The following is a 15,994-nucleotide window of genomic DNA, read 5'->3' as shown; positions in this document are numbered from 1 at the left end:
TCCTACCACGGAGTCTATTTTCATAATCATTATGATCCAGACAGATTTCTTTATATCTACTAACAAAGTTTATCTTATTTAAGATTAAATTTATATCCAATTTGCAAGACTTTTCATTTAGATGATCTGATACTACTGTTTTCCGGAAGGTTATAGACGATAGCGCTAATTATATTACCCCGTCATACCTTCGATGAAAACTTGTACATACTCTTTCATTTTAGATAAAATGCGTTCACCTATTTCACGTGCTTTTAAAATACTTGGTCTATTGTCTAAGCATTTAAAAACGTCATCTTTTATAGGTTCTTGTCCGCTATAGATATACGTGTCAATTAAGGCTTTAAACTGTGCTTTATCTAAATTCTCTTCGTCACAAAGTTTACCCAGTGCAAGTACTTTTTGCTCTTGCCAATAGGTTTCAAATTCATCTTGAATAGTATCTGTATCATCAATTTTTGGTAGATTTTCATCTATAAATTTTTCGATAAGTTCACGTTTGCTACGCAACATGGTATCGCCCCCCAAAAGATCTAGTATTGCTTTTTTCTGTGCCTTTGCTTCAGACGACTTTGCATTTTTAAGTTTCGCTAATAGCATAAAAATATAAGCTACATTTATAGTATCGCTGTGTATCAACTCTAACTCAAAATCTATATCTGCTAAGATTGATGTTTTTTGTTTTGCGTTAGCCCGCCTTACTTTATCATATAAATCTCTGTATTTTCCTTGGTAACCTGTAAATTCTTGCTCACTTATTGGTAAATCATCCCAATTAAAATCTGAGTAGGACTGTAATACATTCATGTTTCTTAAAAGTCTTCTGAATGTTTGTACAAAAGCAGCTTCATCATTTTCCGTAGCTAAGTCATTAACGCTTTGGTAAGTGGGTGTTATTTCTCGTAGGTTTTTTAGCGCTTCATCAAACTTTTCTGCAATTACCTCATAATCTGGCATAACAACTACTTCAATAGCATCTTTGTTCGAAAATAAGGTAATGGCATCATCAGTAGCCTTTTTTAAATTTCTAAAACACAAAATATTTCCTTGAGATTTTTGGTCGCCTAAAATTCTATTAGTTCTAGAGAAAGCTTGTATTAAGCCATGCTGCTTTAAATTTTTATCAACATACAATGTGTTTACCTTTTTAGCATCAAAACCGGTAAGCATCATGTTCACTACAATAACAATATCTAAACGGTCTTTTTCATCATTAAACGTTATTTTTTCACGTTCTTTTAAACGCTTGCTAATGTTTTTAAAATAGTTTTCAAATTGTTGTTGGTCTTTTGTTGTGTAGCTAGTGCTGTACATGGTATTGTAATCACCAATATATTTTTCTAGCTTATCTCTTGAATGACTTCGTTTGTACGTTTCTTGGGGTTCTGCAGCCATAGAGAGCTCTGCATTATCAGGCAAGTAATCTTGAGCGTCAGTACTATCTTCATTGGTGCCATAGGTAAATATGGTAGCTATGCGCAAATTATGTTCGCCAGCTTCTTTTTTCTGCTGAAAAATATCATAATACTTAATAAGATTATCAATACTACTTACAGCAAACAAAGCAGAATATGCCTTACTGAAAGTTTTTTGATCATGATGTGCTATAATGTAATCTGCAATTTTAGTTAATCGCTTTGGGGAATCTAGCACTTCTTTCTTATCAATATCTTCTACTTCTATATCTATAAAAGTCTGACTCTTGTTTTTGTATTTACCAATATACTCTATACCAAAGCGCAATACATTCTCATCACGGATAGCATCGGTAATTACATATTTATGAAGGCAATTGCCAAATAAATCTTTAGTGGTACGCTTCCCTAAGTCGTTTTTAGAAGCATTATCTGCAAAAATTGGGGTCCCTGTAAAACCAAATAATTGGCTGTTGCTAAAAAATTCTGTAATTCTTGCATGGGTGTCACCAAACTGACTACGGTGACATTCGTCAAAAATAAATACGAAACGCTCGTTTTTTAAAGATGCTAATTTGGTTTTATTATGCCCAGAAATAGCATTGTTTAATTTTTGAATGGTGGTAATGATTAAATCAGAATCTTTGCGTACTCCCTTTTTATCTTTAAATTTGCCTAGAAATTGATGCACCAAACTCGTGGTGTTCTCTGTAGTATCTACACTGCCCTCTTTAAAAGCATTAAACTCTTTCATGGTTTGGTAATCTAGATCTTTACGATCTACCACAAAAACTACTTTGTACACCTCTGGCAAATCCATTAAAATTTGGCTTGCTTTAAATGAGGTTAATGTTTTTCCTGAACCTGTAGTATGCCAAATATAGCCGTTTTCAGTAGTGTTCTTTACTTGATGAATGATAGCCTCAGTAGCGTAGTATTGATACGGGCGCAAGACCATCATGTTTTTGTAGGTTTCGTTAATGACCACGTATTGCGCAATCATTTTACCTAAATGATCAATATTTAAAAATGCATCTGCAAATTCAGGCATCTCCGTAATACGTTTATTGTTTTTGTCTGCCCAAAAGAAGGTCTGTAAAACCGACTGTAACTCATTATTTGCCAAATATTTTGTGTTACCACCATTACTAATTACAAATAATTGAACGTATTGAAACAAGCCATGAGTACTCCAGAAACTATGTAATTGGTACCTATTTATTTGATTAAAAGCTTCTTTAATTTCAATACCTCTACGCTTTAATTCTAATTGCACCAAAGGCAAGCCATTTACTAACAGCGTTACATCATACCTGTTTTTATAAGAACCCTCTAAGCTTATTTGGTTGGTAACTTGAAACAAGTTGTTATTCCAATTTTCTGAATCAAAAAAGCGCACATAACACACCTCGCCATTTTCTCTAATAAAACTAAACCTATCCCGTAAGGTTTTGGCTTTTTCAAACACCTTACCTTTTTCTAAATGATTTAAGATCCCATCAAATTCCTTATTAGAATAGGAGGTTTTATTAAATGCCTCAAGCTGACTTTTTAAATTAGCAACAAGTGCAGTAGCATCTGGTACTTTTACAGCGGTGTAACCCAAGCCAACTAATTGTTGGATTAGGTTGTTTTCTAATTGTAGTTCAGATTGAGCGGCCATTAGTTTATTTTTTTATTTCTGAGACAGGTAATTTGCATATCTTACAAATTTCAATTAATTTTTCCACAGTAGAAGATACAAGGTTATTTCTTTCGTTTTTGTCCATTAATTTAGCTCTTTCATCAGTATTATCAAATGGTAATATTAACTTATAAAAAGGCCATTTTGTGTGACTTCTAAAACCTGTTGCAAGCAATGTGGTATTTTTCAAGTCACTATCTTTAATAGCGTTGCATACTATATTATCATGAGCAACTATCCCGTAACCTGTATGAGACCAAGGTATTTTAGAATTACCTTGTAGCTGAATGTAAGTATTTTCAGGCCAACTTTTATGTGAGATATATAAGCCAGACCAAGCTTGATTTAAATCTTCACTTACTTCAATTTTCCAAGCTTGACCACCTTCGTTAAGCGCTATATCTAATTGTTTTTTAATATCATTTAAAAAAATTAGAGTGCATTCTAATTCCACAATTTCTATATTACTACTTATGGTTCTTGCAGCGCTATAGTTTGCAATAATTAATTCCTTTATTTCTTTTACCATCTTAGTGTCAGATAATTGATTTGTTAGTTTTTTGAGTAAAATAATGTACTGCTTAATACTCTCTCTTATAATTGGTTGGTCAGTAGCTTCTTTAGAGCAAGCCTCTAGCCAGTCTATAATTTCATTTTTATATTTAATGATATAAAAATCTTCATCTAATTTCTTATCACAAAAGCTATATGGTTCAGGACCTATGTCTTTCAATGTAAGGTAATAAACCTTATTACGGCTTTGATTATAATTGCAATATCTAGCGATTTGTGTTTTTTGATCTATAGCGCCAATTTTATTTTCTAAGCATAAAGTATTGCCGTAATCATCTCTAATGAAAATATCAACAAATCCTCCTATTTTCGCACTATCATCTCTAGGTCCTACATAATATTCTAAATATACTTTAGCATTATTGATATCTATATGATCTTCCTGACCAATAGTTTTTAAAAAATGATGTAGAAATATATTACCGAAATTATGAGAACCGTTAGGGTTTAATAGTTCGCCAAGAAATGCAGAATGGGTATCGTTTTCTCTGTTTTCCATTTTTAAAATAGAAAAAATATTGAAATTTTCACCTTTAAGATTCGCTATTTCTGCTTGATGTTGAAGTATTTGAGTTGTACTCGTTATTATTTTTCTGGCTCTATCAATTACTTCTGTTGGTTGGTTCATTTATTTATGTTGGTTAAAAAAACGTGCGCATTATTACATTTTTAAAAAAAAATGTGCACAAAAATTAAAAACGTGCGCTAGACTAAAAAAACGTGCGCAAAACAAAATATAATACAAAAAGCATGCGCAATATTCTTTCCTATTTTTACACAAACAGTTGCTGCAACAGCCCTTTTTTAAAGTTTTGCGTTTTTTCTATTTGTTGGTTTACGGTTTCTATTTTAGTGTCTATTGCCGATAAAAAATTGGCTATTTTTTGTTGTTCTGGCAATGATGGAATTTTTAATTTGAATTTTGATGTCGCTCCAATTCCAAAGAAGTTCATTGCACTTCCACTATCCTGCGAGCTAATTTGTTTTCTTACTGTAAAAGAATTCATTGAATGTAATAAAAACCTACTGCTAATTATTTCGTTATTAACTCGTAGTAAAGTTAATTGGGGGCCAATATTTCCATGAGCAATTGTCTCATCTACATAGGCAATTGCACCTACATTTGCACCACGATTAGTAAACAGTACATCATAAATTTTCAGATGCGCTTTTTTTAATTCATGATGTTTTTCCTTTGAAATAAAATCTATTTTATCAGAAAGAATTGAACCTCCAGAACCTAATGCTTTTGATGTTAAAAAGGGGATTCCTGTTTTTATAAATTCATCAGATTTTGGGTACGAAGCGCCATAATTACCATCTTGAATTTTTTTACATATTTCCCCCAACCGTTTCTCCTCCCAATCCGGATAATTACTTTCTCCAGTTTCCTTCGTCGTTTCTCCTCGCAAAGACGGCGTTGGTTTAAACCTAAGTTTACCCGAAAACAATTGTTGCATGACCCCTTTTTTGTACTGCTCTAAAAGGGCTTTCTTTTGGGTGAGTTGCTGTATTTTTTCATCTACCGCACTTAAAAAAGAAGCTATTTTTTGTTGCTCGGGGAGGGAGGGGATGTTTAGTTTTAATTGTGAAAATCTACCCATAGACAAACCTAGTACTTTTGTTCCTTGGGCTATTGTCATAATTTGTTTTCGCAAATTCCATGACTTCAATAAATGGCTAATAAAACCAATATAAGTTTCTTTAGAAAAAGGTCTAGCTAAAAAGGTATGAAGACCAGCTATTACTTTTTCGTCATTGATGTCAATAATTTCAATTGTTTTTCCAATGTCTGCATAATCTTCTGATGCATCTGCAATTATTAAGTCTCCTATTTGGCAAAAGGCTTCATCTTTTATTTTTGATAAATCTAAGTTATCATTAACAAAAGGTACATATTCATTATTTAAATAAAAATGGGATTGAAATTTGGTGTGAATATCCCCATAATGGATGTTTTTAACTTTTCCACTTTCATAATTTAATTTATCTCTAGAAAATGAATTGGTTGTATAAAATTTATAAAGTTTACCGAAGTGTGACATTCTCCACTCCCCATCAAACTCTTTAAAACGGAGTTTTGGGATGCGTTTGCGTGTTGCTTCAACAGATTGCTTCGTCGTTCCTCCTCGCAATGACGGCGTTGGTTTGTCTGTATGCGATGCCATTAAAACGGAGTGTTTATGCCCAATTCTTTACAGAAATTGGCGATGGTGTCATCCGTGGCTTCGCTTTGCTCTGCAAGTGCTTGCAGTTCTTTGCTTACCGTTTCTAGATTAATAGGTTCTTCTTCTTCAAACGTATCTACATACCTTGGTATATTTAGGTTGTAATCGTTTTCAGCAATTTCAGATAGCTGTGCTACATGGCTGTACTTTTCTATATTAGCAGTATCGAACTCTCCGTTTGTATAGTCTTTATACGTGGTAAGTAATTTCGCTATATCTTCTTCACGCAATACATTTTGTGTTTTTACTTTTTCAAAATGTTGGCTGGCATCAATAAATAAAACTTCTTTTTTATTTGTTCTTTGCTTTTTCAATACCAAAATACAGGTAGGGATACTGGTGCCATAAAATATGTTTGCCGGTAAGCCAATCACCGCATCTAAATAATTACAATCTTTAATTAAGTACTTACGTATATGCCCTTCTGCAGCACCACGGAATAAAACCCCGTGTGGTAATACCAACGCCATAGTACCATTATCTGCCAATTGGTGCACCATGTGTTGTACAAAGGCAAAATCGGCCTTACTACTCGGAGCTAGTTTTCCGTAGTTAGAAAAACGATCGTCTGTCATAAACAGTGGGCTAGCGCTCCACTTTGCAGAAAATGGTGGGTTGGCTACAATAGCCTCAAAACGTAGGTCTAAATGTTGCGGGCGTTCTAAGGTATCTTCGTTTTTAATATCAAACTTTTTGTAATGCACATCATGCATTATCATGTTCATTCTACACAAGTTATAGGTAGTAGGGTTCATTTCTTGCCCGTAAAAAGCACTAACCTCTTTTACTTGTTTGGCAACACGTAATAACAAAGAACCAGAACCGCAGGTAGGGTCATAAACAGATTTAAGTTTGTCTTTACCTACGGTTACCAATTGTGCTAGTATATTTGAGACTTGTTGTGGGGTATAAAACTCGCCTGCTTTTTTCCCTGCACCACTAGCAAATTGCCCAATAAGGTATTCATAGGCATCGCCCAAAACATCGCTCTCCGTGTTTTCTAGGTCAAAATCTATCTCATCTAAATGGGTCAATACTTTTACAATCAGCTCATTTTTATCATTCTCAGATTTCCCCAGTTTAGAGCTTGTTAAATCTAGATCTTCAAAGAGGTTACCAAAATCGTCTTCGCTTTCGGTACCCATAGTACTTTGCTCAATATGGCTCAATACCTTGGCAAGATCACCCAGTATAAACTGACTTTTGCCACCAGCATTACCTCTGCGAGCAAGCTCACTAAACAATTCTGAGGGTTTTAAGAAGTACCCTAATTTATCTAAAGCTGCACTTTTTATTTCTTTGATAAGAATTTCTTCACTTTCATGCCCTTCTATATCATCAAAAGTTAACTGATCTGGTTTTAAAATAATATTGGCATATAACTCCATTTTCTTACTCAGGTATTTGTAGAAAATGAAACCTAATATATAGTCTCTAAAATCATCGGCATCCATCTTGCCACGTAGGGTGTTGGCAATATTCCAGAGTTGCTGTTCTAGCTGTGCTTTTTGTGCTGTCATTAATTTGGTTTGTTGTACTTAAATTAGAGTTTAAAGATAGCAGTTTAGATTAAAAATTTGGGGTAATTGTCAACGGAATACGATACTAATTAGTTATATTTTTTTCTCTCGTTTTTCTTTACTGTCCAGTGTCCAGTTAAACCAGAATTCATCAAACATATCATGTCCTGTTCTTTTTTCTTCTAAACAGTCTGCTAATTGTTCTAGGTTGAAATAAACAAAGTTTGACTTTTTAAGAAGTGGTTCATCTTGTTTTTCAAGCTCATAATCTGGTCGTAAGAAAACGTATTTTCTAATCGGTTTAGATTGATTTAAGTAATACTTCTCGATGAATTTATGGTACCTGTTTAATTGATCGTTTTGAACTTTAGAGTACATTTTATCTTCGATAATCAATACATGGTCCTCGTCGTTTACTTTCAACTCTACCCATAAATCTATGTTATCACACTGTTTTGATACTTTTATGTCTGTAAATTTAAATACATTAATATCTATAGGGTTTAAAAGCTTGATGAGAATTTTTCGGGCAGATTCATGTACGTTAGCATTTACATCTTTATAAATTTCATCGGCACAGCGAATGGTCCATGACATAAAAAAATCTATGGTTTCTTCATATTTCATGGAGTCATAATCATCAATAAAAAAGCTTGGTAGTTTCATAGTCATCTGATTATTTAAATGGTTTGTGCTTAGTACAATACAAAAGAGGTTATTTTTTTGAATTTTTAGATGTAATAATATCTATGGTGTCATCTATTTTATTAAATAATTCAAATTCATTTGAAGTATGAGTGTCAAAAAAATCATCTTGGATTCGTTTCAAATATGAATCACTAATAATGTCTTGTTCTAGGTAATCTTCAAAGTCAGGATGTTTTTCAAGAATTGATTCATTGTCAATTTTTAATTTAGAACGGATAATTTTGAAAAACTTGATTTCGCTATATTCAATTATATCATCTGCTTTAATGGTCGCAATTGCAACTTCAATTAATTTTAATTCATTGGATTCTGATAGCTCAGATGATTTAAGTTCATTGAAGTAATTTTTTAGAAAATGTTGATTATCCTTATTTATAGCAAGTAATAAAGTATCAAATTCAGAGTTAATATCAATCTCACCAAAAATTTTATTTTCTTTATGTAATTGTTGAATCAATTTTACTTCACGCTTGTCAATAACTCCGTCACAGGCCATACATGAAAACGCCGTTTTAAGTAAAAGTTTGTTGAAATTTATTGTTTCCATATTAATTGTTTTTAAAACCAATTGTAGGTCGGTCGTTAGTGTTTTTCGCTAAACCTTCCATTTTAGTTTTAATAGCTACGTAGCTATTTAATTCTTTTAGTGGGATTGAAGGTCTATTGCTATTAATTGTTTCTAGTAGTATTTCTTTTGAAATTCTAGATTTAATTTTTAAAGCTTTTCTTGAAGCTTCATCACAAAGGAACTTTATGTCACTTGAGACATAGTTTTCTGTTGCTTTGGCTAAAACTGAATAATCTAATCCAACCTCTCTAGGTCGTTTTTCTAAATAGAGTTTGAACATTAATTCACGAGCTTCAAAATCTGGTGGTGGTAAATAAATTACTTTATCTAAACGACCTGCTCTTAAAATTGCTGGATCAATCGAATTAGGCCTGTTTGTCGCTCCAATAATAAAGACACCGTCATCACCGCAATTATTCATTTGTGCTAAAAATTCATTTACAGCACTCGTATTCATGTGATTTACGCTTGAATTATCACGATTAGGAACTAAAGCATCTAATTCGTCTATAAAAATGATGCTTGGTGCATTTTCACGAGCTTTATCAAAGAGATTCTTAATATTTTCTTGCGATTGATTTACAAATTTACTTTGTATATCAGAAGGTTTTATTTGATAAAAATTAAAACCAATTTCCTCTGCCATTCGTTCCGCAAAAAATGTTTTTCCACAACCTGGTGGCCCATAAAGTAACATTCCGTTAGGAATAGTTAACCCATATTCTGCATACTTTTCTTTATCATTTAACGCATCAATTACATCTAATTGTATGGTTTCTTTGAGTTCTTGCATTCCTGCAATGGCTTTGAACCCTTGACCGCTCTTTATATTTTTTAATTTTGGCATGATTGGCTCTTCTGAACTAGCAATTTGCTTAATTTCTAATTCTCCATTAATCGCTTGGATAAATTCTTTTATATTTTTAAAGCGATTTTCAGTATTTGGTTGTAATGCCTTACTTATGATATTTTGTATTTGTTCATCTATATTTTTTGCAAACTTTAAAGGTTTCTTACGCTCTTCTAAAACAGCATCTTCTAGTTTTATTTTATCTGATTTGTATTTTGAAATTTCCACAAACCAAGGTGGCAAACCAAAAAGTAAATGATAATATAAAGCACCAACTGAAAACACATCACTTTGCACAGAAAATACTTTGTTGAAATTTTCGTTGGCTTGATAAAATGGGTTTAAACCATCTTTTAAAAAATCTTTGTTTGACTGGCTTAAATATCTCGCATAACCAAAATCAATGATTTTTGGAATTTCCACGTTACCAGATAAATCAGTCATAATATTTAGGTTCGTAATATCATTATGAATTATTGGCTTCTCGAGATTATGCAAATAGTTTAAACCATTTAAAACGCCTGAAACTATATCTTTTGCATCATAAGGATTGAATGTTTGCTCTCGCTTCATTTTATCAGCTAGCGTTTCGCCACTAATAAAATCAAGAATTACAAAAGCATATTTTTGCTTTTCTAAAAGCAATTCGCCTTTATCACAATACTTGACCAAATTAGGATGTTTAATTTGTTTTAAAATCTCAATTTCTAAAATGTCACCATTGTCATTAAATTGTGTTCTGTCTAATTTAGAATAAGCAAACAGTTTTAATAATTTTGTTTTGCCACCTTGGTCTTTTACACGATAGGTTTCTGCGTAATTTCCTTTTTTTAAAAAAAAGGAGACTGTGTATTTATTTGCAATACGTTGCCCTTTGGATAATATGTATTGTTTGTCAATCATCTAGTTGCTAGTTGTTGAAATGTAAAAACTCCATTTATACTCGTGGTTACTTGCTATTAGTTCAGTTCCGTAGTCTGGAATTACACCTGGTGCGGAAGCCCTGTAAGAATATGAACCAGACGATAATGTCAGTGTTTTGCGTTCTTGTGGAGAGAAATAGTGAATTTTATCATTCAATTTTAGTGTTAATGTTTTACTTGTATTATTGTAAATTTTAGCTACTGGTTTTTCGGTACTAGTTGTTCCGGTAGATGTAAAAATACCCTGTTCATTTCTAGGAAGTATTTTGTCTAATTTTATAAAATTAGCACTGACGAATCCTTCTTTATTTGTTTCAATATCTAAGACTTGATAAAAGCCGTTATTTTTATCTTTAGAAATGACAAATAAAGCTGTTCCTTGTTGTAATGTGGCTATTACTGTACAATTTGTGTTCGCCTCAGTTCTAAAATTTACGGTTTTAATTACATATCCTAAATAGCCCTGAGCATTAGAAGTAAATCCAAATAGAAGGATTGTGAATATTGTTAAAATAACTCTTTTCATAAGGTATTAATTTAACCTATTAAAACATTTTTGTCTCCACTTGGCACTTCATTCTCAGGTAATAGGTTAAATATTGAAAGCACTATCAGCCTTAATTCTTCTGCATCAGGATTTTCAGATATTTTACTAAGTCCACTATTTATTAATTGTCTAGCTCTATTTGAATCTTTCCAATGGTAGCTTCCAAAATTATCATTGAAGCTTTGTAATAACCCAATAAGTTGATAAATATATGTGAGATCAAAGAAGAGACTATTAATTTCTTCCAAAAGAACGTTTCCAATTTTTACATCTTTAGCTTTAATAATTTCATCCAATTGCGATCGTAATTGAAGAACCAATTGAGTGGATTTATTATTTCCTAAATCAGTATTGGCTTCTTCTAACTTGTAAAAGTCTTCTTTTAATTGTTCTTCTAATTTTGGCCATTCAGTGGTTTCGTACAATTCATCAATTGTTTTTAGTGTCTTTCTTAAATTGGTTAAAATTTCTTGTTTGCCATCAACATCATTTTTGTTATTTTCAAACGATTTGTCAAGTTGCTCTAATTCAGATTCAATTTTTCCAATTTTTATATCATTAGAATTACCATCTTGTTTTAATTCTGTAACACTTCCTTTAGCTTTTCTTATTTCATTGGCTAACCAAGAAGTTTCAATTGAAGTTTTTGTGCTATCCACCTCTATTTCTGCTGTATAGTCTAAGTAAGGGAAATATGCCGTAACCGTTATTTTTTCAGACCTATCAATATTTACGGTTAAATCAACATCTTGATTTTCTGGTAATAGTGTCGGTAAATCTGCTCCGCTAATCAAAATATCTGTTACGTGTTCATTATAAATAGCCCTTGTGCCTTCTGATGCATACTCACCTTCATAGACTGGGATTTTTATGAAATCGGAGTCCATTCCTGGACGAATTTGATTTTGTGTTTTCAATCCATTTAATGTTCCTACTGCGGGTATGGATTGATTTTTTTCTAAACCTTTAATAGTTTTGAATCTAACTTTTCCCGTTATCTTATCTTTCAATTCTATTCCAAAATTGTAAGGAAGCGTAGCGCTTCCAATTTTAGAGCCTTGTATTACACTAAAAGATGAAGGTTCACTTTCTAAAATATCTCCTTTGTCGTCATATAAAACAACATCAAAAATATTCGTTTTTCCTTCATTTAGTTGAATTTCGACAATTTCGCCAATAGTGTTTATTTCAATTTTTCCACTAGACCAAGCTTTATCTCCTCTAGTAACTTCTGCAAATACTTTTTCAGGGATTTCGCCTTCTGTTTTATCAGCCAAAATTTTGATTGGCACATACTCTTCTGTTTCTACTGTAGAAGATTCATTCGCTATATCTAACTGAATTTTAGTTTTATCTCTTGTTTGTTCTCTTACTTCTTCTGAAACGTCAACTGTTGAAGCATACAATGCTGCACCTTTTGAAACCACTGTCATTGGGTCTGCACTTGTATCAGGTTTACAAATTTGTGTTTCTAACATTTTTCGCAAAACAGGCGAAAAAGTTGGGCCACCAACAAGTATTAGCGAATCTAATGACGAGCCTTTTAAATTATTTCTTTCTAAAAGGTTTTTGCTAACATCAATTGCTTTTTGAAAAACAGGTGAAAGAGCATTTGATATATCAGTTTGTGTAACAGTTATATCTAATTCAAATTCTTCTCCTTCATCATCTTCTCCGGGAATGTCTCCTAAATCTGAAAGTATATTGTGTGTATCATTGAATGAAAGTTTTATTTTGGTTTCTTCTGCATAAAATTTCATTGCATTTCTTAAAATTTGTTTTTTAGAATCATCTCCTAATATGGAATCAATTGCAAAATTTTCTTGTATGTATGGCAATATTATTTCATCAACAATAGCAAAATCTAAATTTTTACCTCCAAGATAATTATCTCCTTCGGTATCAATCACTTTCATAATACCTTCCTCAACTTTTAAAAGTGCTGCATCAAAAGTTCCCCCACCAAAATCAAAAACGAGCCAAAATCCATCCTTTTTATCGGAATCTAATCCATAGGCCATTGATGCTGCAACGGGTTCTTGTAATAACTCTATATGGTCAAAGCCAGCTAATTTAGCAGCTTCTCTTGTTGCTTCTTTTTGATTGTTTTTAAAAGCCGCTGGAACTGTAATGACAATAGAATTAACATTTTCGTCTTTGATAAAAGACTTCAAGGTTTTTAAAACTTCGGCTGACAATTCTTCTGAGGTTAATTCCTTTCCAAGATTTGAACTTGAATAGGATTTATCACTTCCCATTGTTCTTTTAAATTCTATATATGAATTGGAATCAGAATCATTCCAAGTTTTCATAGCTTTTAGCTTATCTCGTTTTAGAGCATTGTAAGCACTATCTCCAACTTGTATCGCTTTCTTTTTGTTTATGTAAACTGAAGAAGGCATGGTGTCTTTTAAGGTGTCAGTTTTTTTTATGGTTGCTTCTCCATTTTCCATTCTTGAAATTGCGGAATTAGTAGTTCCTAAATCAATTCCGTAGTCAATTTTTGTTCTTGCCATTTGATTTTTTTTATTCGCCTATGCTAACTTCTATTTGTGCAGCTTGTATCATTTCGCCTTTGAAGTTTACTTGTGGTTTTATTATTCTTGATATAATTTGTTTCCCTGTTTCTAAATCTTCGTTAGGTGTGAAGTTTGCAGTTACTTTCATCCCTTCATTATATTCTTTACCTAGCATTTCTACTAATTCATAACCGTTTGATGCAAAGTTGTCTTGAATGCGTTGAACAGAAGAACCTAATTGTTTTAATCCTTTTGTGCTCTCGTCCATTCGGCTTAAATTCTTTTGAATCCTTATAACTTCATCTGCTACTTTTAACGCTAGAGAATGGTCTGCTTTTTCGTTTGAAGTTTTAGGTTGTACTTTGGTTGCTTCTAGTTTTAATTTCAATTGTGTTTCTAAGACTTCTACCAATTTGTTGTCCAATTTCACGCTTTCTTCTTCTAAAGCGGTTTTGGTATTCTTTATTTGAGTTTCAACATCTGTTTTACTCGATTGAATACGTTTGCCTAATAACCAATAAACCAAACCACCTAATAAAAGTGTTGTTAAAGTTGCAATTATCCAATACAGTCGGTTCTTGCCTAAACTACTATCTAATTCTGAAATTTTAGAATTTGCGTTTTCGCCTGTTTGTTTAATTTTTGTTCCTAATTCTGTTGAGTTGGTGACAATATTTTGAATGTTGTTTTTTATCAGTTGATTTAAACTGTCAATTATATATTCTTGTTTTTTAGATTTGAGGTTTAATCCTTCCAATCCCTTTTTCTGTTGATTTAAAAGGTATTGTTGACTATTTAGTTTTTTAGTCAAAGAATTTATTTCTTGTCTTTGTTGAAGGACATTGTTTTTTATAGTTGGTATTTCTTTTACCAAAATAGAATCTTGTTGCTGTTGCGCAAAAAGATTAGATACTGCTACAAGAGCAATTATTAGTAGTGTTTTTTTCATAATCAATTTAATTACAAGCTTTAAGTAAAAGGATAAATAATATTATTCCACCAACCCATTTCAACCAATCTGGTATTCCTTCATTTTCTGTTGATTGTGGAGTAGATGCTGTTCTAGTAGCAGTTGTTGCTATTCTTGTAGATTCCCAATATTGTAGATATTTAACTTTGATTTTGTGTGTATAACCCAATTTTCCGAGTATAAAGTCAACTAATTTTTTGTAATCGTTGATTTTAGAAGTATTTTGACTGTTCTTGATTTTTACGATATTCTCTTTTGGTATTACATCGATAATTAATTCTGTTGCTTTATCCCAATCAATAGAATTCATAATCATTTCTGTTACTTTAGACCAATTTATTGATTGACCATACCCCATAGAAGCCTCTTGTTTTTTTACTTGTGCCATTAATTGCACAGCATTGTTTTCATAAGCAGATTTTATAGATTCCAATACATCAATCGCTTGTGAAAGTTCCCTGTCTTTCATTTCTTCAAGTGTAGCTAGACTGTCCTGGGCTCTTTCTTTAGTTAACTTACCAACCGCTATGCTATCTGCAATTTTAGTTAACTTTTGTGCTGATTGGAGATAATTGTTACTTGCATTATCTTCTTTACTTTTATTGAAATAATCAATTCCACATTGCATTATTTCATTTGCTAACTGATCTGCAACTGTTTTATATTTTAAGTCTGTCGTTCCTATTAAAGACTGTAGAAGAATTAATTCAGCTTTACATTTATTAGCTAAATTTAATCCGTATTGATATGCATCACTTTTGTTTTTCTTTCTTTTGTTTTTTGTGCTTTCAATTAGGCTCTCAATATTGTGTATTGGTTCTTCTGTAAATCTTTTTGAAAGATATTTTTGTATTAAACCATTACAATTACTAAATAATTGTAATGTTTCCGTGCTTGAATATTGGTTTTTGAATTGCATTAGTAATTCATCAATCAATATTTTTATTTGTTTTTCACTATCAATTGTAAAAGTTTCATCAGCAACGGTATGGACAAAGTTTTTAAAAAAATCTGATTCAATCAGTTTTACTTTAGCGTCAATACCCTCCTTTATATCATTTTGAGATTCGCTCAATAATTTATAAGTTCCTAAATTACTGAAGGCCGAGAAATTTTTAGAATTCACTTCTTTATTTTGGGTTACTTTTTTCCATATTTCATCTGCTTTTTCGTCATTACCATTCTTAAGATATTCAAATGCCGTATTATCAAAAGGACTTGCATTTAAAAACCAAAACAAGGAGAAGTTTACTTTATCTTGGTTTTGTTCCACATTTGAAAATGCCTTATCAATTAAATCTTCTGTTCTTGTTATATTTCCAAGAACATCAAAATCAAAATCAGATTTAATTTCTTTTCCAACCTTTGAGAATGCTCTAATTTTGGTTTTTTGCTTTTGTAATTCTCTTTCAGAAGCATTTGACAGAATACCAGCAATACGGTATGGGTTATTTTTTATTATTTCCATGTTTTTTAATTGATGCCAGAA

At 31.9% G+C, this 15,994-nt stretch carries 11 protein-coding genes; all 11 read right to left on the bottom strand.

Annotation, left to right across the window (positions count from 1 at the left end; translation table 11 throughout):
• Nucleotides 1-174 precede the first annotated feature (174 nt).
• Complete coding sequence (locus M666_RS02045) at nucleotides 175-3,078, bottom strand: type I restriction endonuclease subunit R (RefSeq protein ID WP_029444895.1); 2,904 nt, start codon at nucleotides 3,076-3,078, stop codon at nucleotides 175-177.
• 4 nt (nucleotides 3,079-3,082) lie between these two features.
• Nucleotides 3,083-4,300 (bottom strand): PDDEXK-like family protein, encoded by a 1,218-nt coding sequence (locus M666_RS19875; protein ID WP_029444894.1) that lies wholly within the window; start codon nucleotides 4,298-4,300, stop codon nucleotides 3,083-3,085.
• A gap of 145 nt (nucleotides 4,301-4,445) precedes the next feature.
• Entirely contained in the window at nucleotides 4,446-5,840 is a 1,395-nt protein-coding gene (locus tag M666_RS02035; RefSeq protein WP_029444893.1) for a restriction endonuclease subunit S, read from the bottom strand.
• Entirely contained in the window at nucleotides 5,840-7,420 is a 1,581-nt protein-coding gene (locus tag M666_RS02030) for a type I restriction-modification system subunit M (RefSeq protein ID WP_029444892.1), read from the bottom strand. Before M666_RS02030 ends, M666_RS02035 begins: the two co-directional genes overlap by 1 nt.
• 93 nt (nucleotides 7,421-7,513) lie before the next feature.
• Complete coding sequence (locus tag M666_RS02025; protein ID WP_158400198.1) at nucleotides 7,514-8,086, bottom strand: PD-(D/E)XK nuclease family protein; 573 nt, start codon at nucleotides 8,084-8,086, stop codon at nucleotides 7,514-7,516.
• Nucleotides 8,087-8,135: 49 nt separating this feature from the next.
• Nucleotides 8,136-8,675: a TerB family tellurite resistance protein gene (locus M666_RS02020; RefSeq protein ID WP_029444890.1), complete on the bottom strand. Its 540-nt coding sequence runs from the start codon at nucleotides 8,673-8,675 to the stop codon at nucleotides 8,136-8,138.
• A 1-nt stretch (nucleotide 8,676) separates the two neighbouring features.
• Nucleotides 8,677-10,449 (bottom strand): AAA family ATPase, encoded by a 1,773-nt coding sequence (locus tag M666_RS02015; protein WP_029444889.1) that lies wholly within the window; start codon nucleotides 10,447-10,449, stop codon nucleotides 8,677-8,679.
• Nucleotides 10,450-10,995, bottom strand: coding sequence for an SH3 domain-containing protein (locus tag M666_RS02010; protein ID WP_029444888.1), 546 nt, complete (start codon nucleotides 10,993-10,995; stop codon nucleotides 10,450-10,452).
• 11 nt (nucleotides 10,996-11,006) lie between these two features.
• A complete protein-coding gene (locus M666_RS02005; protein ID WP_029444887.1) occupies nucleotides 11,007-13,532 on the bottom strand; it encodes an Hsp70 family protein in 2,526 nt (841 codons plus the stop codon).
• A 10-nt stretch (nucleotides 13,533-13,542) separates the two neighbouring features.
• Nucleotides 13,543-14,484 carry a hypothetical protein gene (locus M666_RS02000; RefSeq protein ID WP_029444886.1) on the bottom strand — a complete coding sequence of 314 codons (942 nt, stop codon included), beginning with the start codon at nucleotides 14,482-14,484 and terminating at the stop codon, nucleotides 13,543-13,545.
• 7 nt (nucleotides 14,485-14,491) lie between these two features.
• Complete coding sequence (locus tag M666_RS01995) at nucleotides 14,492-15,973, bottom strand: hypothetical protein (RefSeq protein ID WP_029444885.1); 1,482 nt, start codon at nucleotides 15,971-15,973, stop codon at nucleotides 14,492-14,494.
• Nucleotides 15,974-15,994: the final 21 nt, after the last annotated feature.

Source organism: Cellulophaga baltica 18, from assembly GCF_000468615.2.
Classification (GTDB): domain Bacteria; phylum Bacteroidota; class Bacteroidia; order Flavobacteriales; family Flavobacteriaceae; genus Cellulophaga; species Cellulophaga baltica.
Note: the sequence above shows the minus strand (reverse complement) of the source record. Positions and strands in the feature narration are given on the sequence as shown.

Coding starts and splice junctions, on each gene's coding strand:
- M666_RS02045 (WP_029444895.1), bottom strand. CDS start 3,078: ATGGCCGCTCAATCTGAACTACAATTAGAAAACAACCTAATCCAACAA.
- M666_RS19875 (WP_029444894.1), bottom strand. CDS start 4,300: ATGAACCAACCAACAGAAGTAATTGATAGAGCCAGAAAAATAATAACG.
- M666_RS02035 (WP_029444893.1), bottom strand. CDS start 5,840: ATGGCATCGCATACAGACAAACCAACGCCGTCATTGCGAGGAGGAACG.
- M666_RS02030 (WP_029444892.1), bottom strand. CDS start 7,420: ATGACAGCACAAAAAGCACAGCTAGAACAGCAACTCTGGAATATTGCC.
- M666_RS02025 (WP_158400198.1), bottom strand. CDS start 8,086: ATGAAACTACCAAGCTTTTTTATTGATGATTATGACTCCATGAAATAT.
- M666_RS02020 (WP_029444890.1), bottom strand. CDS start 8,675: ATGGAAACAATAAATTTCAACAAACTTTTACTTAAAACGGCGTTTTCA.
- M666_RS02015 (WP_029444889.1), bottom strand. CDS start 10,449: ATGATTGACAAACAATACATATTATCCAAAGGGCAACGTATTGCAAAT.
- M666_RS02010 (WP_029444888.1), bottom strand. CDS start 10,995: ATGAAAAGAGTTATTTTAACAATATTCACAATCCTTCTATTTGGATTT.
- M666_RS02005 (WP_029444887.1), bottom strand. CDS start 13,532: ATGGCAAGAACAAAAATTGACTACGGAATTGATTTAGGAACTACTAAT.
- M666_RS02000 (WP_029444886.1), bottom strand. CDS start 14,484: ATGAAAAAAACACTACTAATAATTGCTCTTGTAGCAGTATCTAATCTT.
- M666_RS01995 (WP_029444885.1), bottom strand. CDS start 15,973: ATGGAAATAATAAAAAATAACCCATACCGTATTGCTGGTATTCTGTCA.